Origin of the sequence: Micromonospora sp. NBC_01740, assembly GCF_035920365.1 — a bacterium.
Taxonomy (GTDB): Bacteria; Actinomycetota; Actinomycetes; order Mycobacteriales; family Micromonosporaceae; genus Micromonospora; species Micromonospora reichwaldensis.
In genome coordinates, this window is sequence record NZ_CP109150.1 from 1002646 (window position 1) to 1025012 (window position 22367).

20 protein-coding genes and 1 tRNA gene are annotated in these 22367 nt (G+C 72.6%); 7 read left to right on the forward strand and 14 right to left on the reverse strand.

The window, feature by feature from the left end; genetic code table 11:
- Positions 1-150 precede the first annotated feature (150 nt).
- Together OG989_RS04830 and OG989_RS04835 are read right to left on the reverse strand one after the other, a co-directional pair.
- Positions 151-924 (reverse strand): enoyl-CoA hydratase/isomerase family protein, encoded by a 774-nt coding sequence (locus OG989_RS04830; protein WP_327029802.1) that lies wholly within the window; start codon positions 922-924, stop codon positions 151-153.
- A 119-nt stretch (positions 925-1043) separates the two neighbouring features.
- Positions 1044-3437 carry a M4 family metallopeptidase gene (locus tag OG989_RS04835; RefSeq protein ID WP_327029803.1) on the reverse strand — a complete coding sequence of 798 codons (2394 nt, stop codon included), beginning with the start codon at positions 3435-3437 and terminating at the stop codon, positions 1044-1046.
- A 166-nt stretch (positions 3438-3603) separates the two neighbouring features.
- Here OG989_RS04835 and OG989_RS04840 point away from each other — a divergent pair, with 166 nt between their 5' ends.
- On the forward strand, positions 3604-4134 hold the full coding sequence (locus OG989_RS04840) for a hypothetical protein (protein WP_327029804.1): 531 nt from the start codon (positions 3604-3606) through the stop codon (positions 4132-4134).
- A 25-nt stretch (positions 4135-4159) separates the two neighbouring features.
- Here OG989_RS04840 and OG989_RS04845 read toward each other — a convergent pair whose 3' ends face one another.
- From OG989_RS04845 to OG989_RS04860, 4 genes are read right to left on the reverse strand one after another with little or no spacing between them, the layout of a single operon-like run.
- Positions 4160-4846, reverse strand: a complete 687-nt coding sequence (locus OG989_RS04845; RefSeq protein ID WP_327029805.1) for a histidine phosphatase family protein — start codon at positions 4844-4846, stop codon at positions 4160-4162.
- A gap of 17 nt (positions 4847-4863) precedes the next feature.
- Complete coding sequence (locus OG989_RS04850; RefSeq protein ID WP_151455308.1) at positions 4864-5283, reverse strand: VOC family protein; 420 nt, start codon at positions 5281-5283, stop codon at positions 4864-4866.
- A gap of 10 nt (positions 5284-5293) precedes the next feature.
- Positions 5294-5740 (reverse strand): AraC family transcriptional regulator, encoded by a 447-nt coding sequence (locus OG989_RS04855; protein ID WP_327029806.1) that lies wholly within the window; start codon positions 5738-5740, stop codon positions 5294-5296.
- A 36-nt stretch (positions 5741-5776) separates the two neighbouring features.
- Complete coding sequence (locus OG989_RS04860) at positions 5777-6496, reverse strand: TetR/AcrR family transcriptional regulator C-terminal domain-containing protein (protein WP_225852270.1); 720 nt, start codon at positions 6494-6496, stop codon at positions 5777-5779.
- A gap of 90 nt (positions 6497-6586) precedes the next feature.
- Between OG989_RS04860 and OG989_RS04865 the strand changes: the two genes are divergently transcribed.
- On the forward strand, positions 6587-6814 hold the full coding sequence (locus OG989_RS04865; RefSeq protein WP_151455307.1) for a hypothetical protein: 228 nt from the start codon (positions 6587-6589) through the stop codon (positions 6812-6814).
- Positions 6815-6905: 91 nt separating this feature from the next.
- Here the strand turns inward: OG989_RS04865 and OG989_RS04870 are convergent.
- Positions 6906-6982 (reverse strand) — tRNA-Thr (locus OG989_RS04870).
- Positions 6983-7313: 331 nt separating this feature from the next.
- Between OG989_RS04870 and OG989_RS04875 the strand changes: the two genes are divergently transcribed.
- Positions 7314-8405, forward strand: a complete 1092-nt coding sequence (locus tag OG989_RS04875) for an ABC transporter ATP-binding protein (protein ID WP_151455306.1) — start codon at positions 7314-7316, stop codon at positions 8403-8405.
- A gap of 126 nt (positions 8406-8531) precedes the next feature.
- Here OG989_RS04875 and rlmB read toward each other — a convergent pair whose 3' ends face one another.
- Positions 8532-9665: a 23S rRNA (guanosine(2251)-2'-O)-methyltransferase RlmB gene (rlmB, locus tag OG989_RS04880; protein ID WP_151455305.1), complete on the reverse strand. Its 1134-nt coding sequence runs from the start codon at positions 9663-9665 to the stop codon at positions 8532-8534.
- Positions 9665-11080: a cysteine--tRNA ligase gene (gene cysS / locus OG989_RS04885; protein ID WP_311411704.1), complete on the reverse strand. Its 1416-nt coding sequence runs from the start codon at positions 11078-11080 to the stop codon at positions 9665-9667. Before cysS ends, rlmB begins: the two co-directional genes overlap by 1 nt.
- Positions 11081-11143: 63 nt before the next feature.
- Between cysS and OG989_RS04890 the strand changes: the two genes are divergently transcribed.
- A complete protein-coding gene (locus OG989_RS04890; RefSeq protein ID WP_151455303.1) occupies positions 11144-11791 on the forward strand; it encodes an IclR family transcriptional regulator in 648 nt (215 codons plus the stop codon).
- Between the two features lie 199 nt (positions 11792-11990).
- Positions 11991-13193, forward strand: coding sequence for a hypothetical protein (locus OG989_RS04895; RefSeq protein WP_327029807.1), 1203 nt, complete (start codon positions 11991-11993; stop codon positions 13191-13193).
- Positions 13194-13291: 98 nt separating this feature from the next.
- Here OG989_RS04895 and OG989_RS04900 read toward each other — a convergent pair whose 3' ends face one another.
- Positions 13292-14980, reverse strand: coding sequence for a S8 family serine peptidase (locus tag OG989_RS04900; RefSeq protein WP_327029808.1), 1689 nt, complete (start codon positions 14978-14980; stop codon positions 13292-13294).
- A 133-nt stretch (positions 14981-15113) separates the two neighbouring features.
- The gene (locus OG989_RS04905; RefSeq protein WP_151455301.1) at positions 15114-16076 is read right to left on the reverse strand and encodes an EamA family transporter; all 963 of its coding nucleotides are present in this window, start codon (positions 16074-16076) and stop codon (positions 15114-15116) included.
- A 75-nt stretch (positions 16077-16151) separates the two neighbouring features.
- Between OG989_RS04905 and OG989_RS04910 the strand changes: the two genes are divergently transcribed.
- Positions 16152-16697 (forward strand): CGNR zinc finger domain-containing protein, encoded by a 546-nt coding sequence (locus OG989_RS04910; protein WP_151455300.1) that lies wholly within the window; start codon positions 16152-16154, stop codon positions 16695-16697.
- Between the two features lie 367 nt (positions 16698-17064).
- Here OG989_RS04910 and OG989_RS04915 read toward each other — a convergent pair whose 3' ends face one another.
- Together OG989_RS04915 and OG989_RS04920 are read right to left on the reverse strand one after the other, a co-directional pair.
- Positions 17065-18474, reverse strand: coding sequence for a class II fumarate hydratase (locus OG989_RS04915; protein WP_192581441.1), 1410 nt, complete (start codon positions 18472-18474; stop codon positions 17065-17067).
- A gap of 46 nt (positions 18475-18520) precedes the next feature.
- Positions 18521-18661, reverse strand: coding sequence for a hypothetical protein (locus tag OG989_RS04920; protein WP_327029809.1), 141 nt, complete (start codon positions 18659-18661; stop codon positions 18521-18523).
- Between the two features lie 133 nt (positions 18662-18794).
- On the opposite strand from OG989_RS04920, the gene OG989_RS04925 reads away from it, so the two are divergent.
- Complete coding sequence (locus OG989_RS04925) at positions 18795-20609, forward strand: hypothetical protein (protein ID WP_327029810.1); 1815 nt, start codon at positions 18795-18797, stop codon at positions 20607-20609.
- Positions 20610-20669: 60 nt separating this feature from the next.
- Here the strand turns inward: OG989_RS04925 and OG989_RS04930 are convergent, their stop codons facing one another.
- Positions 20670-22337 carry a fumarate hydratase gene (locus OG989_RS04930; RefSeq protein ID WP_151455297.1) on the reverse strand — a complete coding sequence of 556 codons (1668 nt, stop codon included), beginning with the start codon at positions 22335-22337 and terminating at the stop codon, positions 20670-20672.
- Positions 22338-22367: the final 30 nt, after the last annotated feature.

The window sequence follows — 22367 nt, forward strand, 5'->3', positions numbered from 1 at the left end:
CCGGCCGGCGGGAACGGGGGGCCGCGTCGGGGGTACGCCCTCGGCGCGGCACCCGTCGGCCCCTCACCTCTCGGCACCTACCCGCCGGGTCCCTGCCTGCCGTGTCCCTACCGGGCGGCACCCGGCCTGGCGGTACGGGAGGTGGAGCGGTCAGGGCCGGGCGGGCGGGGCCCAGCCGAAACGGGCCGGGCGGCGCTCGTGGAAGGCGGCAACGCCCTCGCGGGCCTCGCCGCTGGCCCGGACCTGCCCGTGCCACCAGGCGATCCGGTCCTCGTCCGCCCGCCCGTCGACGATCTCCTTGGCGGCGGCGACGCTGAGCTGCGACCGGGCGACCACGGCGGCGGTGAGCTCGTCCACCCGGGCGGCGAGCCCGTCGCCCGGCAGCACCTCGTCGACCAGGCCCACCCGCAGCGCCCGCTCGGCGTCGATCAGCTCGGCGGTGAAGAGCAGGTGCTTGGCCGCGGCCGGGCCGACCAGCCGGGCCAACCGGCGGGTGGTCGGCGCCGGATAGACCAGGCCCAGCCGCGCCGGCGGCACGCCGAACCGCGCGTCGGTGGTGGCGACCCGCAGGTCGCAGGCGACGGCGAGCTGACAGCCGCCGCCCACGCACGCGCCCCGGACGGCGGCGACGGTGGGCTTGGCGAATGCGGCGAGCCGCTCCTCGGCGGCCACCGCGATGCTGGCGTCACCGGCGTCCAGCAGCTCGTCCAGGTCGCCCAGGTCCGCGCCGGCGCAGAAGGTGTCCCCCGCGCCGGTGAGTACCAGCGCCCGGACGGCCGGGTCGGCCTCCAGCCCGTCGAGCAGCTCCGGCAGCCGTCGCCACATGGCGGTGGTCATCGCGTTGCGCCGCGCCGGATTACGGATCACCACCGTCGCCACCGGCCCGGCCACCTCGACGAGGAGTTCCGCGTCCGCCACCGTCACCACCCCTTCGACGTCCCGCCCGGCCGCCGGGAGCGGCGACGCGTGCGGCGACCATAACGGCGCCGGCCCGACGACCACCCTGGCGGGGTGGTCGCCGGGCCGGCGACGGTACGGCTACGTCAGGAGACGTTGAGCGCGGTGTCGTCCACGACGAAGGACGTCTGGAGCGACACGTCCTCGGTGCCGGTGAACCTCAGGGTCACGGTCTGGCCCTTGTACGCGGCCAGCGAGAACGACTTCTGGCTGTAGCCCGCGGCCTTGTTCAGGTTCGAGTACGTGGCGAGGGTCGCCAGCACCGTCCCGGAGGAGTTGAGCACCTGCACCCGCAGCGTGTCGTACGCGGTGCTGCTGGTGGTCTCCGCCGAGTCGATGTGCAGCCAGAAGCTGAAGTTGTACGACGTGCACCCGGCCGGCAGGCTCACCGACTGGGAGAGCGTCTCGGTGCGGGTGGTCCCGTACCCGTTCATCCACGCGCTCCACGTGCCGGTGCGGGCCGGCTGCGCGGTGCCGTGCTGGCCGATCACGCCCGAGGACTGCGTCCAGGCGGTGACCCCGGACTCGAAGCCCGCGTTGGCGAGCTTCTGACCCGGGCTGGTGCAGCCGCCGCCGGTGCCGTTCACCGTCAGCGTGTAGGTGGCGCTGCGGGTGACCGAGCCGGCGCCGTTCACGGTGACCGTGTAGGTGCCGGGCGCCGTGGCGGCCGTGGTGGCGACGGTCAGGGTCGACGACCCGCCCGAGGTCACCGAGGCCGGGCTGAACGAGGCGGTCGCCCCGCTCGGCAGGCCGGAGGCCGACAGCGTCACGGTCTGCGCCGACCCGCTGGTGGTGGCCGTGGCCACGGTGGTGGAGACCGAGCTGCCCGGGTTCACCGCGCCGGAGGTCGGCGAGAGCGAGACCGAGAAGTCGTTGCCGGTCGAGCACGGCGCGTCGTTGCCGGCCACGTTCACCGCGGTCCAGGCCGCCTGGACGGTCTTGTACTCGGTGGAGCAGCTGCCGTACAGGTCGGTCGCGGCGCGCAGGCTGTACGCCCGGGCGGTGTTGGCCGGGTTGCTGGTGTTGACGTACGAGGTGTTGGAGGTGAAGTACGCGTCCAGCGCCCGCCACCAGATCTTCTCGGCCTTGGCGCGGCCGATGCCGGTCACCGCCGGGGCGGAGCCGCAAACCGGCGAGGTGCCGTACGAGGTGGCCCCGGTGCCCTCGGCGAGGTTGAAGAAGAAGTGGTTGGCGACACCGGACGAGTAGTGCACGTCCTTGCTCCTGGTCGAGGTGGACCAGCAGCTGTCGCTCGAACCGTCCAGGGACGGGTTATACATGTAGCGCAGCGGCGTACCGTTGCCGTTGATGTTGATCTTTTCACCGACCTGGTAGTCGCCCGGGTCGGCGGAGCTGTTGGCGTAGAACTCGACCATGTTGCCGAAGATGTCGCTGGTGGCCTCGTTGAGGCCGCCGGACTCGCCGGAGTAGGTCAGGCCGCCGGGGACGACGTTCTCGGTCACGCCGTGGCTCATCTCGTGGGCGGCCACGTCGATGGAGACGAGCGGCCGGGAGTTGCCGCTGCCGTCGCCGTAGGTCATCCGGGAGCCGTCCCAGAAGGCGTTGACGTAGTTGTTGCCGTAGTGCACCCGGCTCGGCACGCCCCGGCCGTCGCCGAAGATGCCGTTGCGGCCGTGCACGTTCTTGAAGTAGTCGAAGGTCTTGGCGGCGCCGTGGTGCGCGTCCACGGCGGCGGACTGCCGGTTGGAGGCGGCGCCGGTGCCCCAGGTGTTGTCGGCGTCGGTGAACGTGGTGCACGTCGACGTGCCGTTGTTCATGTCGCACGTGGAGCCGTTGCCGCGCAGCGGGTCGATCATCTGGTACGTGCTGCCGGAGAGCGTGGTGTCCACGGTGACGGTGCCCGAGTAGACGCTGTTGCCCGTGCCGGAGACGGCCTCGATCTCGTCGTACGAGCCGACGACCTTGCCCGTGGTGGCGTCGGTGACGACGTGGAACCGCGACGGCGTCTGCCCGTCCGGGTGCCAGCCGGTGACGACGGTCTCCCAGGCGAGCCGGCCCTTGCCGGAGCTGGCGTCGACGAAGAGCTCCGGGTTGCCCACCGCGGTGAGCGTGCCGGAGAACTCGGCGCGGGCGGCCTTCTTCGCGGCGGCGGAGGAGACCTTCGCCGTGGTCGGGAGGGTCAGCGGGGCGTCCAGACCGACCGAGGAGCCGGCGTAGCCACCGTTCGGGGTCGTGTGGATGACGAAGTCACCGCCGTACACCCGCAGGCCCTGGTAGGTCCGGGTGTAGCGGGTGTGGGCGGCGCCGTTGGCGTCCACCTTGGTGCTGTGCACCTGGTAGGACTCGGCGCCGGTGCCCTGGACGGCACCGGGGTTGGCCCGCAGGACGCTCGCCGCCGCGGCGGCGGGGCCGCCCGGGGCGGGGGCGGCAGCAGGTGCCGCGAGCGTCGGGGTACCGACGCCGGTCAGCAGACCGCCGGCTAGCAGGGCCGCACCGACGGCGGCAAGGGGTCTCTTCACGTGCCCTCCTGGACAGGAATGCGTGACGGGGGTAGTCACACATGTAAATACAACGATGCGCCAGCCAAAAAGAGAAGGGTTGATCGGATTTCCGCTTGAGACAATGGCCGTTCGGTGGAATCGACGCTGGTGGGAACCGGATCGCCACCCCGAGCGTCCGACGAACATGAGATCAGCTTCGATGGCCGGCGCCGTGATCGCGCTCGCGGCGACCCTCCTGGCCGGCTGCGCGCCGACCGGACCCGCGGACCCGGCCGTCCCGCCCGGTCCGGCGCGGACGCCGGCCACACCGACGACCGCCGCGCCGTCCCCGCAGCCGACGACCGCGCCGCGCTCCCCCGGGCCGGCGGCCACGGCGGCCCGGATCATGCTGACCCGGTCGGGCGGGTTCGCCGGACGCGGCGACACCGTGAGGGTGGAGCACGACGGCCGGTGGACGGTCGTCGACCGCACCGGATCCCCACGCACCGGCCGGCTCTCCAGCGCGGATCTCGACCGGCTGCGCCGGCTCGTCGTCGACCCGGCCCTCGCCGCCGAGGCGGGCCGCCCGTCGGCGCCCACCGCCTGCCAGGACGCCTTCAGCTACCGACTGACGATCGGGGAGGTGGAGACCGGCTACGTGGACTGCCCGGCCGACGGTGCCGCGCCGGCCGCGACCCGTGCGGTCGTGGAACTCCTGCTCGGGGCCACGGGCTGAGCGAGCACAGGCCCGTCGGTCGGGGTCAGAACCGGTAGTCCTCCGGCAGGCCGGTGGCGCGCAGCTCCGGCGGCAGATGGGCGACGTCGTTGACCGCGAGCAGCGTCGGCGGACCGCCCGGGCCGTAGCGGATCACCGTCAGCCCGCAGTGGTGCGCGTTGAAGCCCAGCCAGCGCCGCTCCGGCGCGTCGAGCGCGTGCCGGACGAACCAGGCGATCAGGAACGTGTGCGTGACGACCAGATCCCGCCGGTCGCCGTCGTCCGGGGCGGTGGCGAACCGCCGCACGGCCGCCGCCGCCAGTCGCGGCCCGTCGGCCCGCTCCGCCGGGGAGAAACCCGCCAACAGCCGGGCGTACGCGGGCGGCAGGCCGGTCGGATCGGTGTCGTGCGGCAGGTGGTCGCCGACCTCCTCGGCGGCGTACACGCCGATCCCGGGCAGCGACGCCGCGACCAGCTCGGCGGTCTCGACGGCACGCCGCAGCGGGCCGTGGTGGACGGCGTCGACGGGCACGCCGCGCAGCCGCTCGCCGAGCAGGGTCGCCTGCCGGCGGCCCCGGTCGGACAGGCCGGTCTCCGGCGGGTCGAGGCCCGGCGGGGTGCCCGGCGGACGGTCCTGCTCGCCGTGCCGGGCCAGGTAGAGCAGGCGGGTCCCCACGTCGTCCCCCTGGTACGCGATCGGAGGCGTGCCACCGGCGGCACGCCTCCCGATCATGGCTCCCTGCCGCCAGGTCAGCCCCTGGGGAACATCTGGCCGATGCGGATCTTGTTGCCGAACGGGTCGCGGATGCCGAAGTCGATCCCGTACGGGCGCTCCATCGGCTCGTCGGTGATCTCGACGCCCTTGGCCACGAGGTCCTCGTACGTCTTCTGCGCGTCGTCGGTGGTCATGAAGAGGTACCCGCCCAGCGCCCCCTTGGTGAGCAGCTCACGGACCTGCTCGGCGGTGGCCGGGTCCAGCGCCGGCGGGCCCGGCTTCTCCAGCAGGATCTCGCGCTCCGGGTCGCCGGGCAGGTTCACCGTCAACCAGCGCATGAAGCCGAGGTCCTGGTCGGTGTTGACCTCCAGGCCGAGCTTGCCCACATAGAAGTCGAGGGCCTCGTCCTGGTCGAGCACGTAGATCTGGGAGCGGCTGATCGCGTTCATCGTCATGCCCGGAACGCTACGGGGCTCCCCTGACCTGCTGCTTATCCAAAACTGACCTCTGCTGCCCGAAGCTGCTGGGCCGGGTCCAGGCCTTCGTGAAGCACACCGGCACGGCGGCGGTCGGTGCCTTGCGCCGGCGGTACTCCGACGGCGACTCCCCGACGATCTGCCGGAACGTGCGGCTGAACGTGCCCAGGCTGGCGAAGCCGACCGCGTAGCAGACGTCGGTGACGTCCCGGCCGGTGTGCAGCAGCAGGTACATCGCCCGCTCCACCCGGCGCCGCTGGAGGTAGCGGTGCGGGGTCTCGCCGAAGGTCGCCCGGAAGGTGCGGATGAAGTGCGCCTCGGAGACGTACGCGATCCGGGCCAGGGCGGGGATGTCGAGCGGCTGGTCGTACGCGCGGTCCATCGCGTCCCGGGCGCGCAGCATGGCCCGGTTCGACTCCTCCGTCGCCCTGCTCACACCGCCCAGCATAGGGTGCCGTCACGCCGGACCCCGCTACCTCGGTGCGGTCGCCAGGATCGCGTCGAGGCCCTGGTCGAACAGCTCGTCGTCGCTCCATCGGGCGTCGTCGAGGTGACCGGAGTCGATGAGGGTCGGATAGGCGGCGGGATTCGCCGTGATGTGCCGCCGGGCCTCGCCGCGCGCGTGCGGATCAGCGGTCCGCCGCCAGGTCGCCTCGGTGAGCGCGGCGCCGATGACGTAGTTGGCGAGCAGGCGGGTCGCCACCGCCAGTCGACGGCCCGAGAAGCCGCCGCGCACCAGTGCCGACTGGAGGAACTCGGTGCGCGCGAGCACGTTGGGGCCGAGCATGGGTCGCCCGATCAGGCTCGCCGCCCAGGGGTGCCGGAGGATGGCCGTCCGCCAGTCCCGGACCAGCGCGCGTACGTCGTCCCGCCAGTCGCCCACCTCGTGCGGGAGCCGGACGTCGCCGAAGATCTGGTCGACGGCCAGGTCGAGCACGTCGTCCTTCGTCTTCACGTGCCAGTACAGCGCGGTGGACGTGACGTCGAGTTGCTGGGCGAGGCGACGCATCGTCAGGCCGTCCATGCCGTGCCCGTCGAGCAGGGCCACTGCGGCGTCGACGATGCGTTGCCGGCTCAGCGGCGGCGTACGGCGCGGACGGGCGGACTCCGCACGGAGCCACACCGAGCTGACGGCATCGGGCCGGCCGGCCGGCTCCTCGCGCGGCGTCCGGCCGGATCGGTTGGTGGTCACCCGACCACTCTATTACGGTGCTCGGGCGACTTAACGGTGGTAAGTTGCTCGACACGCGTTAGGTGACGGCGCCACAGAGGAGGCCTGGGCATGCCCCTGATGCGGATCCATCTAGACACCGACCCGACGACCGCCCGCCGGGTCCTGGCCCTGCACCGGGCAGGGAAGAACCACCACGAGTCCCGGGACGCCGCCCGCAGCGAGGTCTGGCGGCACGGCCGCACGCCAGCCGCCGAGCCGGTCTTCGTCGGCGTCACCAACGGCAAGCCTCTCCGCCTGATCTACGACGTGGAGGTCCACTTCGACACGACGCCCTGATGCGAGATCCGCGCAGACCGACGGCACGCCGACGGCGACGGTCAACCGGCCGGCTCGCGACGGTGCCCGGCAAGAGATGCCTGATGAAATTTGGAGCCCCCGGCCGGGATCGAACCGGCGACATCTCGCTTACAAGGCGAGTGCTCTGGCCAGCTGAGCTACAGGGGCGTGTGGTGCCGACGCCAGCATAGCGACTGACGTCCGGATTTCCGCCGCGGCAGGCCCCCCGACCACCGGAAACGTCTCCGCCCTCCTGCGGCGGACCGACATTGACGGTCGATTGATGTCCGCCCGTGCCCGAGTGACCGGAATGTCTATGCGGTCCGTCCCATCCCGTGCGCCCCGCCTTGGCAGGTGGCGGAAAGCCGTTTACCGTGCAGTGACACGGACGACATCTCGATCACCGAGAGGCTGCCCGTGGGCCGGCGCGTCCCGTGCCGGCCGCTCCTTCACTCGGATCGTCCGGCACGTTCCTGCCGGTGAAAGGAAGCACCCCATCATGGCTACGGTCACCTACTCCAAGGCGTCCCGGATCTACCCGGGCACGGAGCGTCCCGCCGTCAACCAGCTCGACCTGGAGATCGGCGACGGCGAGTTCCTCGTCCTGGTCGGCCCCTCCGGTTGCGGCAAGTCCACCAGCCTGCGCATGCTCGCCGGCCTGGAGGACGTCGACCAGGGCTCGATCCACATCGACGACCGGGACGTCACCCACCTGCCGCCGAAGGCCCGCGACATCGCGATGGTCTTCCAGAACTACGCCCTCTACCCGCACATGACGGTGTACGAGAACATGGCGTTCGCGCTCAAGCTGCGCAAGACCTCGAAGGCCGAGATCGACCGGCGGGTCAAGGAGGCGGCGGCGCTGCTCCAGCTGGAGGAGTACCTGGGCCGCAAGCCGAAGGCCCTCTCCGGCGGTCAGCGCCAGCGGGTGGCCATGGGCCGGGCGATCGTCCGCGAGCCGCAGGTCTTCCTCATGGACGAGCCGCTGTCGAACCTCGACGCGAAGCTGCGTGTGCAGACCCGTACCCAGATCGCGTCGCTCCAGGCGAAGCTGGGCGTCACCACCGTCTACGTCACCCACGACCAGGTCGAGGCCATGACCATGGGCCACCGGGTGGCGGTCATGCTCGACGGCGAGCTCCAGCAGGTGGACACCCCGCGGGCGCTCTACGACACCCCGGCCAACGTCTTCGTCGCCGGCTTCATGGGCTCCCCCGCCATGAACATCAAGACCGTGCCGCTGAACGAGCGGGGCGCCGCCTTCGCCGACCTCCACATCCCGCTCACCCGTGAGCAGGTCGAGGCGGCCCGCGCCGACGGCGGCGACAACAAGGTGACCGTCGGCTTCCGCCCCGAGGACTGCGACCTGGTCAGCCCGACCGAGGGCGGCATGCCCGTCGTCGTCGAGCTGGTCGAGGACCTCGGCTCGGACGCCAACATCTACGGCCACGCCGCGCTCGAGGGCAGCAACGAGCGCTTCGTGGTCCGTACCGACCGGCGCACCATGCCGAACATGGGCGACACCGTGTTCGTCAAGCCGCGCGAGGGCCGCAGCCACGTCTTCAACGCGAGCACCGGCCACCGCATCTGACGTACGACGAGATGGGGGTGCCCGCCGATCGGCGGGCGCCCCCATCGTCGTCTCCGGCTGAAGGCCCCCGGACAGGCGAAGGGGCGGCCCGCCATCGGCGGACCGCCCCTTCTTCGTGTCTGTGGATCAGCCCTCGGCGGCCCGGCGGCGCGCCACCTCGGCGAGGGTGACGGCCGCGGCGACGCTGGCGTTGAGCGACTCGACGTCGGAGACCATCGGGATGCTGACCGTCAGGTCGCAGGTCTCGCCGACCAGCCGGGAGAGCCCCCGACCCTCGGAGCCGACCACCACGACCAGCGGGCCGACGGCGGCCTCCAGGTCGTAGAGGTCGGTCTCGCCGTCGGCGTCCAGGCCCACCACGAGGAAGCCGGCGTCCTGACAGGCCTTCAGCGACCGGGTCAGGTTGGTCACCTGGGCGACCGGTACCCGCGCCGCCGCACCGGCGCTGGTCCGCCAGGCGGTCGCGGTGATCCCGGCCGCCCGCCGCTCCGGTACGAAGACACCCTGCGCGCCGAAGGCGGCGGCGGACCGGATCACCGCGCCGAGGTTGCGCGGGTCGGTCACCCCGTCCAGCGCCACCAGCAGCGGGGCGGTCTGCTCCAGCGCCGCCGCGACGAGGTCCTCGAAGGGCTCGTACGCGAACGCCGGCACCTGGAGTCCGATGCCCTGGTGCAGCACGCCGCCGGTCATCCGGTCCAGCTCGGCCCGGCTGACCTCCAGGATCGCGATGCCCCGGTCGGCGGCCGTCCGGACGATCTCGTTGATCCGGTCGTCGGCGTCGATGCCCTGGGCGGTGTAGAGCGCGGTCGCCGGCACCTGGGCGCGCAGCGACTCCAGCACCGGGTTGCGCCCGACCAGCAGCTCCGGCGTGTCCTTGGACGGGTTGGACTTGCGGCCCGGCGCGACCCGGGGGCCACCGCGACCGGTGGGCCTGGCGCCCCGGCCGCCCGTACCGCGCCCGCCGCCGGTCGGCACGCCCCGGCCACCGCCCTTGCCCCAGGTGGTGTCCTTGCTGCCCGGCTGGCCGATCTTGGGGGCGCGCCCCTCCTCGGCCGCCGCCCGGCGCTCCTTGTCCTGCTTCCAGGCGGTGCGCTGGGGCAGCTTCTCGGTGCCCGAGTAGGCCTTGTGCCAGGGCCGCTCGTCGGCGGGCAGGGTCTTGCCCCGCCCGGCGAGGGAGTCCTTGTTCTTGCCACCGGAGCCCTTCGGGGCTCCCGCCTTCGGCGTCAGACGCCGGCCACGGCGCTGCGAGTTGCCGGCCATCAGTCCTGCTCTCCAATAGTCCAACGGGGGCCCTGGGGGGTGTCCTCGACCACCACGCCGGCTTGCTTGAGCTGGTCGCGTACGGCGTCGGCGGCGGCCCAGTCCTTGCGACCGCGGGCCTGTGCGCGCTGCTCCAGGGCCAGCGCGACCAGCGAGTCCACCACGCCGCGCAGGTCGTCCGTGCGGCCGCCACCGGTCCACGCCGGGTCGAGGGGGTCGACCCCGAGGATATCCAGCATGGCGCGCGCGGAGGCCAGCGCCGTGCGGACGGTCACATCGTCGCCGCCGGTCAGCGCGGTGTTGCCGTCGCGAACCACCTCATGCAGGACGGCGAACGCGGCGGAGGTGTTCAGGTCGTCGTCCATGGCCGCCGCGAACGCGCCCGGCAGCTCGCCGAGCTGGCCGGCGCCGACGCGCTCGACGGCCCGCTGCACGAAGCCCTCGATCCGGCGGTACGCGACGGCGGCCTCGCGCAGCGCGTCCTCCGAGTAGTCGATCCGGGACCGGTAGTGCGCGGCGGCGTAGTAGTAACGCAGCTCCACCGGGCGCACCCCGAGCGAGTCGACGTACGTCAGGTCGAGGGCGTTGCCGAGCGACTTGCCCATCTTGGCGCCGCCGATGCTGAGCAGCCCGTGGTGCACCCAGTAGCGGGCGAACGGCAGCCCGGCGGCCTGCGACTGGGCGATCTCGTTCTCGTGGTGGGGGAAGGTGAGGTCCAGTCCGCCACCGTGGATGTCGAACTCGGCGCCGAGGTACCGCCGGCACATCGCCGAGCACTCGATGTGCCAGCCCGGCCGGCCACGCCCCCACGGCGACGGCCAGTAGGCGTCCGCCGGCTCGTCGGGCTTGGCGCCCTTCCAGAGCGCGAAGTCGCGCGGGTCGCGCTTGCCCCGGTCGGGCGCGTCCCCGGCCGACTGCATCGCGTCCGGCGACTGCCCCGACAGGGATCCGTATGCCGGCCAGGAGCAGACGTCGAAGTAGACGTCGCCGGAGTCGTCGGTGGCCGGGTAGGCGTGCCCGTCGGCGATGAGCTTGGCGATCAGCTCGTGCATCTCCGGGATGTGCCCGGTGGCCCGCGGCTCGTACGTCGGGGGCAGCACGTTGAGCGCCCGGTAGGACTCGGCCAGGATCAGCTCGTTGGCGTACGCGATCGACCAGAAGGGCTGGCCCCGCTCCATCGCCTTGACCAGGATCTTGTCGTCGATGTCGGTCACGTTGCGGATGAAGGTGACCTCGTAGCCGGCGGCGAGCAGCCAGCGGCGCAGCACGTCGTAGTTGACGCCGGAGCGAAGGTGACCGATGTGCGGCGGGGCCTGGAGGGTGAGACCACACAGGTAGACCCCCACCTTGCCGGCTTCCCGCGGGACGAAGTCCCGCACCGATCGGGTGGCGGTGTCATACAGGCGTAGCGTCACCGTACAAGGGTAGCCGTCCCCGCATTCCTGAGTTGTCCGGAGCCGGGTCGTACGCTGCTGGGCGTGGAGACGACGGCGCGGGGCGGGGAGACGGCGCAGACCCTGGACCGGGGGCTGCGACTGCTGCACCTGGTCGCCGACGCGCCGGGCGGGCTGACGGTCACCGAGGCGGCGAACCGGTTGGGCGTCGGCCGGGCGGCGGTGTACCGGCTGGTCGGCGCGCTCGCCGCGCACGGCATGCTGCGCCGCGACGGCGAGGGCCGCCTGCGCCTCGGCGCCGGGGTGCTGCACCTGGCCCGGCGGGCCCAGCCGCTGCTCGCCGAGGGGGCGCTGCCCGCGCTGCGCCGCCTCGCGGAGCAGGCCGGCGCGACCGCCCACCTGACGGTGGTCGAGGGCGGCGAGGGGGTCGCGCTCGTCGTGGTCGAGCCGAGCTGGACGTCGTTCCACGTCGCGTACCGGACGGGGGCGCGGCACCCGCTGGAGCGCGGGGCGGCCGGGCGGGCCATCCTCGCCGGCCGGGCGGGCGCCGCCGGCCCGGTGAGCACCGCCGGGGAACTGCAATCCGGGGCGTACGGCGTGGCCGCCCCGGTGCTCGGCGTGCCGGGCCTGGAGGCGAGCGTCGGGGTGGTGGCGCTGGCCCCGCTGGACGCCGAGGTGGTCGGCGCGCAGGTCCTCACCGCCGCCACCGCCATCGCCACCGCCCTCTCCTGAGCCGTCACTCTGCCCTGAGCCACCGCCCTGTTCGGAGCCCCCGGCCCTTTCCGAGCCACCGCCCGCCCTCGGGCGCGGACGGGTGCCCTACCACATCCGCGCCCCGCCGTGCCGGTTGTCCACAGTCGGCATTCCTCGGGGCGGCCCCGGTTGTCCACAGGGCTGTCGGGCGGGACCGGACGGCGGGCACGCTGCCCACATGCCACCTCCACCGCACCGGCCCGGCGTTCTGGCCTGGCAGGTCTTCCGCGGCTCAGACGCGATCCGACAGGGACTGGTCACCGAGCACCAGCTGCGCAGCTCGGCCTGGCTGCGCCTGCGCCACGACGTCTACGCCGACGCCCGGCTGGACCGGGACCACGCCCTGGCCTGCCGGGCCGCCGCCCTGCGGCTGCCGCCCGAGGCGGTCGTCGCCGGCCCTTCGGCGGCCTACCTGCACGGCGTCGAGCACGCCGCCTCCTTCGCCGACGACGTGCACGTCCTCGTTCCCAGGACGATGCGCCTCGGCCCGCAGCGGGGCCTGCGCGTGCACTCCACGGGCCCGGCCACCTCGCCGTCGTATGCATCCGCCCGGTCCCGAAAGGCTGGCGGCGGTCCGGGCCCGGCGGTCGGCCAGCCCGCTGGAAGCCTGGGCACGGCGTTCGGCCGGCCCTCGGACGGCCTGGGCGTCGCGGTCCGCCAGCCCGCCGTCCACCGGGACGTCCCGGTCCGCCCGGCCGCTGGAAGCCTGAGCACGGCAGCCCGCCCGCCCGACGGCCGCCCGAGCACGGCGATCCGTCAGCCTGAAGGCGGCCCGGCGGTCCGTCAGCCCTCGGGCAGCCGGCGCACCGCGGTCCGCCCGTCCCCGGGCGGCCTGCGGGTGGCGGACCTGCGGACCGCCGGCGTGCCGGTCGCCACGGATCCGACCTCGGCGGCGTGGGAGACGGCGGTCTGGTTGGAACCGCTCCGTGCGGTCGGCATCGTCGACTCGCTGCTCCGGCAGGGGTCGACCAGCCGCGAGGCCCTCGCCGACGTCGCCGACCGCAACGCCGACCGGCCCGGCGGCCGCCGGGCGCGCTGGGTGTTCGGGTTGGCGGATCCGGGCGCCCGGTCGCCGGCCGAGTCCGAGTTGCGGGTGCGGCTGGTGCTGGCCGGGCTGCCGCGCCCCGCCGCCCGGCACCCCGTCCGGGTCGCCTCCGGGCTGGTGCTGCACGTCGACCTGGCGTGGCCGGCGTACCGCGTCGCCGTCGCCCAGGACGGGCAGCACGCCGAGGCCGGCGGCGGGCACCTCGACCGGATCGCCACACTGGTCGGTGCCGGCTGGCTCGTGCTGCCCGTGACCGGCAGGCGACTGCGTCAGGACTTCCCCGGTGTCCTGCGCGAGGTTCGCGCCGCGCTCGGGGCCCGGGGCTGGCGCCAGTGACCGGGGCGCTCCCGCCACCCTCCGGCGGGTCGGCCGCCCACCGCCGGACATGCGAGGGGCCCGGCCGAACGAGTCGGCCGGGCCCCTGCCGTCCTGCCCTACGGGCGGGCGTTGGGCTTGAGCGGGGTCTTCACCGCCGCGTACGCGTCGACGATGCCGTAACCGTAGAAGCCGTTGAAGTTCAGCCCTCCGGCGCAGTAGGCGTCGAACTCGGCGTCCCGGCCCTCGTTGGCGTACGACTGCAGGCGCGGCTCCGGGCAGGCGTGCTCGGCCGCCGTCCGGTAGAGGTGCTGCTCCACCAGCTTCGGCGCCATGCCGAAGCCGCCGTGCCGCTCCTTCTTGCCGTGCTTGCTGACGATCAGCGCGGCGACGCCGGAGGCGTGCGGGGCCGCCATGGAGGTGCCCTGCAGGTAGGTGTAGTACCCGCACTCACCGTTGGCCTTGCACTGCTTGAAGACCGTCTCCTCGAACCCGGCGACGATGTTGCCGTTCGCGTCGACCGAGCCCTCCTCCTGGAGCACCTTCTTCGGGTACGTCGAGAGGATCATGTTGGCGTCGGTGCGGAAGGTGTCCGTGCCGAAGCCGTCACGGAACCAGCCGCCGGGTGCCGCCACGGCGGTCTGCTCGGTGCCGTAGTTCGAGAAGTCCGACTTCTTGCCCGACGGCCCGACCGCCGACACGCTGATCACGTTGGGGCCCTCGGTGGGCAGGTCCCAGCAGCTGTCGTTGTCGATCTCGCGCGGGTAGGGCGCGGTGTCGCCGTAGTCCGGGCTCGACACGTCGGTGCGCGGGGCGCCCAGGTCCTCGTGGTTGTTGCCCAGCGCGCCGACCAGCGTGACGCCCCGGTCGTGGGCGAAGTTCAGCGCCCGCTTCATGGCCTTGATGGTGGCCCGCTGCTCGGCCTGGTCCTCGGGGGAGTCGGCCGGGTTGGCGGTGCAGTTGTAGAGCCAGGGGTCGACGTAGAAGGACATGTTGACCACGTCCAGGCCGACCTTGCCGGCGTGCAGCAGGCTGTTGACCACCGGCTCCAGGAAGAAGTAGCCGGAGTCCTGGCCGCCCTTGAGCTCGACCAGGGAGATGTTCGGGGCGACGCCGGAGAGGCCGAAGCCGTTTGCGGCGGCGCCGATCGTGCCGGCCACGTGGGTGCCGTGCCCGCCGTCGTCGGTGCCGACCGGGTCGAGGCAGCTCGCCACCTCGCACGGGCCGTCGACGTCCACCATGTCCGGGGCGAAGTTGCGGGACAGCGCCCAGTTGAAGTTCGGCGCGATGTCGGGGTTGCTGGCGTCGACGCCGGTGTCCAGCACGCCGACGGTGACCCGGCGGTCGCCCGGCTCGACCTTGCGGGCCTGGTCCGCCCGGATCATCTCCAGGCCCCAGAGCTTGTCGTCCAGCGGATCCATCTTCTTGCCACGCTTGGCGCCCGCGCCCTTGGCCGCAGCGGCGGCCAGCAGGTGCTCCTGCTCGACCCGGTCCAGCTTGGGCTTGCGGCCGATGGCCCTCTGCTCGGTGGCGCCGATCAGCGCGGTCGCGGCGGTGGCCTTCGTCGCGAAGTCGGCCCGGTCGCTGGTCACCCGGAACATGCCGACGTCGTCGGAGCGGGAGACCACCGTGCCGCCGGCCGACCGGATGGCGGCGATCGCGGCGTCCGCCGAGACGCCGTCCTCGGCGACGACGGTGAAGGTACGGGCACTGCTCGGCTCGGCGCTGGCCGGCACGCTCATGCCTGTCACCGCAAGTGCCAGCGCCGTCGCGGACGCGACGGCACCGGCGGTGAAGCGCTTGCTCACCACATCGGATCCTCTCGTTGAGGGACGTGGCAGCCATCAGACAACACCGCGGCACTTTCCGCCATAGCAACGTCGGCTGTGGCGTGAATCTGTCTTTCATCCGTGGTGGGCGCCGTCGGACGGCCCGTTCGAGTCACGGCAGGGCGGGCTCGGCGACCTCCGGCCGCGGGTCGTCAGCACGGGGAGCGCGCAGCTCGTCGACGCGCACCAGGGCGACACCGGCGACGATCAGAGCGCCGCCGAGCAGTTGCACCACGGTGGGCAGTTCGCCCAGCACCAGCCAGGCGATCAGCACGGCGAACATCACCTCGGTCAGCCCGACGAACGACGACAGCCGGGCGCCGAGGATCCGGGTGCCGGCGATCCCGGCGAGGTACGCGACCACGGCGGCGACCAGCGACAGCCCGATCACCGGCACCAGCCAACTGGTGCGCTGCCCGGCGAAGGTGACCTCGCCGAGGGACACCCGCAGCGGCAGCGCGCCGACCGCGCCGAGCAGCAGCAGGATGGCGGCTCCGACGGCCATGCCGCCGCTGGCCATGGCCACCGAGGGCAACTCCTCGTCGACCCGCCCCGCGAGCACGAAGTAGCCGGCGAGGCCGACCGCCGCCCCGAGCCCCCAGAGCACGCCCACCGGGTCGAGCCCGCCGGCGCCGGTCAGGTCCAGGACGAAGAACAGGCCGGCGAGGGCCGCCACCGAGCCGACGACGGTCAGCCGGCGGGGACGCTGCCGGTGGACCAGCCACATCCAGCCCACCACCAGGACGATCCCGAGGTACTCCAGCAGCAGCGCGACGCCGACCGGCAGGTAGCGGACCGCGTTGAAGAAGCAGACCTGGGCCGTGGCGACCCCGAGCAGCCCGAACACGCCGATCGCGGCGAGGTTGCGGCGCAGCACACCCCACCTGCCGCGCAGGGACAGCACGGCCGGGACCGCCACGACCAACGCGGCGACGCCGACCCGGGCGGCCACGGCGGCTTCGGCCGACCAGCCGGCGTCGATGAGGGACCGGGCGAACGTGCCGGACGTGGCGAAGGTGACTGCGGAGAGCAGGGCGAGGCCGAGACCGAGCCCGGCGGCGGGTGGTTGACGCATCGATCCACTCCCACTGTCATTGGTAAACTGCCACTATGCTCATGACGCTAGGCGGGCGCCACGACAGGAGTCAAGTTGCTCTTCACCCATGACACGGAATGTTCCCTGACTGCCGTGGCCGCGCTGGTCAACACCGACGGCCGCGCCGGTGAGGGCCTGCCCGACGTCGCCGCCCTGGACGCGTTCTTCGTCGCCCACACCTACAGCGGGCGGCACGAGCACAGCGAGGACGAACTGCGGGCGGTACGCGACCTCCGACCCCGGCTGCGCCGCCTCTGGTACGCCGACACCGAGGGGATCGTCGCCATCGTCAACGGGCTGCTGCGCGAAAACGACGCGCTGCCCCAGCTCATCACGCACGACGACGAGCCGTACCACATCCACGCCGTGCCGCGGGACGCGCCGCTGGCGACCCGGATGGCCGTCGAGGCGGCGATGGCGCTGGCGGATCTCGTACGCACCGGCGAGCTGCGCCGGCTGCGGATCTGCGACCACCCGGACTGCGAGAACGTGCTGGTCGACCTGTCCAAGAACCGGTCCCGACGGTTCTGCGACGCGGGCTGCGGCAACCGCGCCGCCGTCACCGCCTACCGCGCCCGCAAGGCCGCGGACGGGCGCTGAACCGAAAGCGGGGACTCGTCAGCGACATCGACGACATGGTCGCCGCCGCGCTCAAGTGGGAGGGCGGCTACGGCACGGCCCGGGACCGGCTGCCCCGACCTGTGGAACTGATGTCGCAGACGACTCACGCTGGATCGACAACAGGCGCCGAGGGCGAGAGCACACCGGACGGCACCACACGTCGGCGACGCGAGGGCCGTGATGTCGTAGACGATTCAGCTCCAAAGGCTCGCGGCAGCATGCCCCGCTGGGCATCAAGGTCGCCGCCAGCTCGCCTCGGCCCGGCCCCGCCGGCATCGCCTTCCGCAGCGCCGCCGACGTGCCGAACCCCACCGGGCCGGACCAGCCGGCGGCACCGGGCGCGCGGTCAGGGGTGGGTCATCCGGAGCAGGTCGAGTGCCTCGTCGAGCTGGGTCTCGCTCAGCCTGCCCGAGTCGACGTGCCCCCGGGAGACGACCACCTCGCGGATCGATACCTGCTTCGCCAGTGCCTCCTTGGCGATGGAGGCGGCCTCGTCGTACCCGAGGTAGCGGTTGAGCGGGGTGACGATCGACGGCGAGCCCTCCGCGTACGCCAGGCAGACCTCGGCGTCCGCGACCAGGCCGACCACCAGTCGGTCGGCGAAGAGCCGGCTCGACGCGGCGAGCAGGCGGACCGACTCCAGCAGGTTGCGGCCCATAACGGGGAGCATGACGTTCAGCTCGAAGTCGCCCTGGGAGCCGGCGAAACCGACGGCGGCGTCGTTGCCGATGACCTGGGCGCAGACCTGCCGCACCGCCTCGGCGACCACCGGGTTGACCTTGCCCGGCATGATCGACGAGCCGGGCTGGAGGTCGGGGATGCGCAGCTCGCGCAGGCCGGCGCGGGGGCCGGAGCCCATCCAGCGGATGTCGTTGGCGATCTTGTAGAGACCGACGGCGACCGTACGCAGCTGCCCGGAGGTCTCCACCAGCGCGTCCCGGGCGCCCTGCGCCTCGAAGTGGTTGCGCGCCTCGGTCAGCGGCAGCCCGGTCGAGCCACGCAGCTTCTCGATGACCTTCGCGGCGAAGCCGAGCGGGGTGTTGATGCCGGTGCCCACCGCCGTGCCGCCCAGCGGCAGCTCGGCCAGCCGGGGCAGTGCCCCCTCCAACCGCTCGATGCCGTAGCGGACCTGGGCGGCGTACCCGCCGAACTCCTGCCCGAGGGTGACCGGGGTGGCGTCCATCAGGTGCGTACGCCCGGCCTTCACCACGGTCTCGAACTCCGCCGCCTTGCCCTCCAGCGCCTCCGCCAGGTGGGCCAGCGCGGGCAGCAGGTCCCGCGCGACGGCCTCGGTGGCGGCCAGGTGGATCGAGGACGGGAAGACGTCGTTGCTGGACTGCGAGGCGTTCACATCGTCGTTCGGGTGCACGTCCCGGCCCAGCTCCCGGCTGGCCAGCGTGGCGATGACCTCGTTGGTGTTCATGTTCGACGACGTGCCGGAACCGGTCTGGAACACGTCGATCGGGAACTGGTCGTCGTAGCCGCCGTCGGCCACGTGCGCGGCGGCGGCGGCGATGGCCGCGGCCACGTTCGCGTCGATCACGCCCAACTCGCCGTTGACCTCGGCCGCCGCCCCCTTGATCTGGGCCAGCGCCCGGATCTGGGCCGGCTCGATGCCCCGGCCGGAGATCGGGAAGTTCTGCACCGCACGCTGGGTCTGCGCCCGCCACAGCGCCTCGGCGGGCACCTCCACCTCGCCCATCGAGTCGCGTTCGATCCGGTAACCCGTCGCCTCTGGAGTCGTCACGCGTACCATCCTGCCGCGCCGCGCGCCGACGTGCAGATGATCGCGGCGAGCCGGGTCAGCGCAGCTCGGCCAGCATCCGGGAAACCTCGTGCCGCTCCGGTGCCTCCATCTGCCGGAACAACGCGAGCGCCCGGGTCCAGTGCGACCGGGCCGCAGCCGGGTCGTCCGCCCGGAGGCAGCGGGCGATCCCGTCCAACGCCCGGGCCTGCTCGTACCGGGCGCTCGAAAGTGGAGCGCGTTCCGCGTGGTCACACGCCTAGGATCGTGGAATCGACTCCACTCCCATCGGAGGGCCTTTCACCTTGCACGAAGAACGGGGTTCCACCGGCGTGCCCGCCGTACGCCGCAAGCGCGCTCCGCGCCGGCTCCTGGCCACCGGCCTCGCCGCCCTGCTCACCGCCACCAGCGTCCTGGTCGTGACGGCCGCGCCGGCAACCGCCGGGCCGAGCCGGTTCATCCTGCCGACCAGCGGCAGTTGGACCGACGCCCACCAGCCGTCGACCGCCACTGTGGAGACCGACGGCACCGTGCCGGTCGGCACCTGGAAGTCCGGCGACGACAAACACACCTCGCGGGCCTACTTCACCTACAACCTTGCTCCGTTCCAGGGCAAGCACATCATCCGTGCCCTCGGTGTCACCGAGGAGACGGCGGTCAACGACTGCTCGAAGCCACGCGAGATCGAGCTGTGGCGGACCGACGTACCGACCAGCGCACCGACCTGGGAGACGTCACCGACGGTTCGAGAGAAGGTCGCTGACATCGCGCCGAGCGCTCCTTGTCAGGGCCAGCTGGAAGTGCTGCTCACCGAGGCGGTACGGCAGGCGGTCGAGGCCGGACAGACCTCGATCACCTTCATGACACGGATCGCCGGCCACCACGAGAGCAAGCTGCCCTACGGCCGCTGGATCAGGGAACTCGGCATCTCCATCGAGGCGAACACGCCGCCGGACGTACCGACCGAGCTGGGAATCAACGGGTACCCGTACGCCTGCGAGTTACAGATCGGCACGACCACGCCGTACCTGGCGGCGAAGGTCACCGACCCGGACGCGGCACCGTCGAACACCGAGCCGGTGACCGCCACCTTTGCCTGGTGGCCGGTGGACGACCCCACCATGCGGACCGAGTGGACATCCCCGGCCAAGGCCGCCGGGTCGATCTTCCGGTACGACGTTCCGGCCGGTCAGATGACCGACGGGAGGTACGCCTTCGCCGTCCGCGCCACGGACGGGGTCGGCAACACCTCCGCCTGGTCGGCGGAGTGCCGGTTCACCGTCGACACCACCAGCCCCACCCCGCCGACGGTCAGCTCCACGGACTACCCGGCCGACGACGGCTGGTACGGCGGTCCCGGCATCCCGGGCCAGTTCACCTTCTCGGCCGGCGGCGACACCGACACGGTGAAGTTCCGCTACAGCCTGTCCGGGCAGCCGACGACCGAGGTGGCGGCCGACGCGCCGGGCGGCTCGGCGGCCGTCACCATCGCCCCGGACCGGGACGGACCCAGGACGCTCACCGTCGAGGCGATGGACCTCGCGGGCAACCGCTCCCCCGCCACGAGCTACGTGTTCCGGGTGCGCACCACCAGCCCGACGATCACCGACGCCAACCCGACGGCCGGGTACGGCCAGCCGCGCACCCTGACGTTCGCGCCCCGCATGGAGGACGTCGTCGAGTACACGTACCGGCTCGACGACGGGCCGGAGCAGACCGTGCCGGCGGCCGTTGACGGCACGGCCACGGTCACGATCACGCCGGCGAAGCCGGGCTACACCACCGTGTACGTGCGCAGCCGGACGGCCGGTGACCTGCCGTCCGGCGAGGGCAGCTACCGGTTCCACCTGGCGACCAAGCCCACGGTCAGCTCGGTCGAGTACCCGATCAACAAGTTCCAGGGGGCGGTCGCCGGCACGCCGGGAACGTTCGTCTTCGAGGCCGGCATGCCCGGGGTGACGGAGTTCGTCTACTCCCTCGACGGCCGCCCGGCCGAGACGGTCGCGGCGGGCGCCGACGGGTCGGCGTCGGTGGCTTACACCCCCATGACCGCCGGAATCCGCCGGGTCACCGTCTACACGCGGACCGGCGACGGGACCGTGTCGGAGACCTTCAGCGGCACGTTCTACGTCAGCCGGGCGAGCTGACGTAGGAAGACGACGAGGGGCGCCGGGCAGTGGCCCGGCGCCCCTTCGCGTACGCGTGGATCAGCGGCGACCGACGGTCAGCACCGGCTTGGTGACCTCGGCGAAGAAGTCGTTGCCCTTGTCGTCGACCACGATGAAGGCCGGGAAGTCCTCGACCTCGATCTTCCAGACCGCCTCCATGCCCAGCTCCGCGTATTCGAGGACCTCGACGTGCTTGATGCAGTCCTGCGCGAGCCGGGCGGCCGGGCCGCCGATCGAGCCGAGGTAGAAGCCGCCGTGCTGCTGGCAGGAGCGGGTGACCTGGGCGGAACGGTTGCCCTTGGCGAGCATGACCTGCGAGCCGCCCGCGGCCTGGAACTTCTCCACGTACGCGTCCATCCGGCCAGCGGTGGTCGGACCGAACGAGCCGGACGCGTAGCCCTCCGGGGTCTTGGCGGGGCCGGCGTAGTAGACCGCGTGGTCGCGCAGGTACTGCGGCATCGGCTCACCGGCGTCCAGCCGCTCCGCGATCTTGGCGTGCGCGATGTCGCGGGCCACCACGAGCGGGCCGGTCAGCGACAGCCGGGTCTTCACCGGGTACTTCGACAGCTCGGCGCGGATCTCGTCCATCGGCCGGTTGAGGTCGACGCGGACCACCTCGGACGCGTCGAGCGTCTCGTCGGTGACGTCGGGCAGGAAGCGCGCCGGGTCGGTCTCGAGCCGCTCCAGCCACACGCCCGACGGGGTGATCTTGGCGACCGCCTGCCGGTCGGCCGAGCAGGAGACGGCGATCGCCACCGGGCAGGAGGCGCCGTGCCGGGGCAGCCGGACCACCCGCACGTCGTGGCAGAAGTAGCGCCCGCCGAACTGCGCGCCGATGCCGAAGTTGCGGGTCAGCTCCAGCACCTCCGCCTCCAGCTCCAGGTCGCGGAAGCCGTGCGCGGTCATCGAGCCGGAGGTGGGCAGCGCGTCGAGGTACTTGGCGCTGGCGTACTTGGCGGTCTTCAGGGCGTACTCGGCGGAGGTGCCGCCGATGACGATGGCGAGGTGGTAGGGCGGGCAGGCGGCGGTGCCGATCAGCCGCAGCTTCTCCTCCAGGAACTGCATCATCCGCGTGGGGTTCAGCAGCGCCTTGGTCTCCTGGTAGAGGTACGACTTGTTCGCCGAGCCGCCGCCCTTGGCCATGAAGAGGAACTTGTACGCGTCGGGCTGCCCGTCCGGGTCCTCCGCGTAGAGCTCGACCTGGGCCGGCAGGTTGCTGCCGGTGTTGCGCTCCTCCCACATGGTCAGCGGGGCGAGCTGCGAGTAGCGCAGGTTGAGCCGGGTGTAGGCCTGGTAGACGCCGCGCGAGACGGCCTCGGCGTCGCTGCCGTCGGTGAGCACGTGCCGGCCGCGCTTGCCCATCACGATGGCGGTGCCGGTGTCCTGGCACATCGGCAGCACGCCGCCGGCCGCGATGTTGGCGTTGCGCAGCAGGTCGAGCGCGACGAACCGGTCGTTCGGCGAGGCCGCCGGATCGTCGATGATCGCCCGCAGCTGGGCCAGGTGCGCGGGGCGCAGGTAGTGCGCGATGTCGTGCATCGCCTCGGCGGTCAGCGCGGTGAGCGCGGTCGGCTCCACGGTGAGGAACCGGCGACCCCCCGGCCCGTTGACGACGTCGACGCCCTCGTCGGTGACCAGGCGGTATTCCGTCTGGTCCGGGCCGGTCGGCAGCAAGGGAGCGTACGAGAACGCGGCGGCACTGCTCATGAGCGGAAAGCCTAGGGCAGAAGGGTCGAT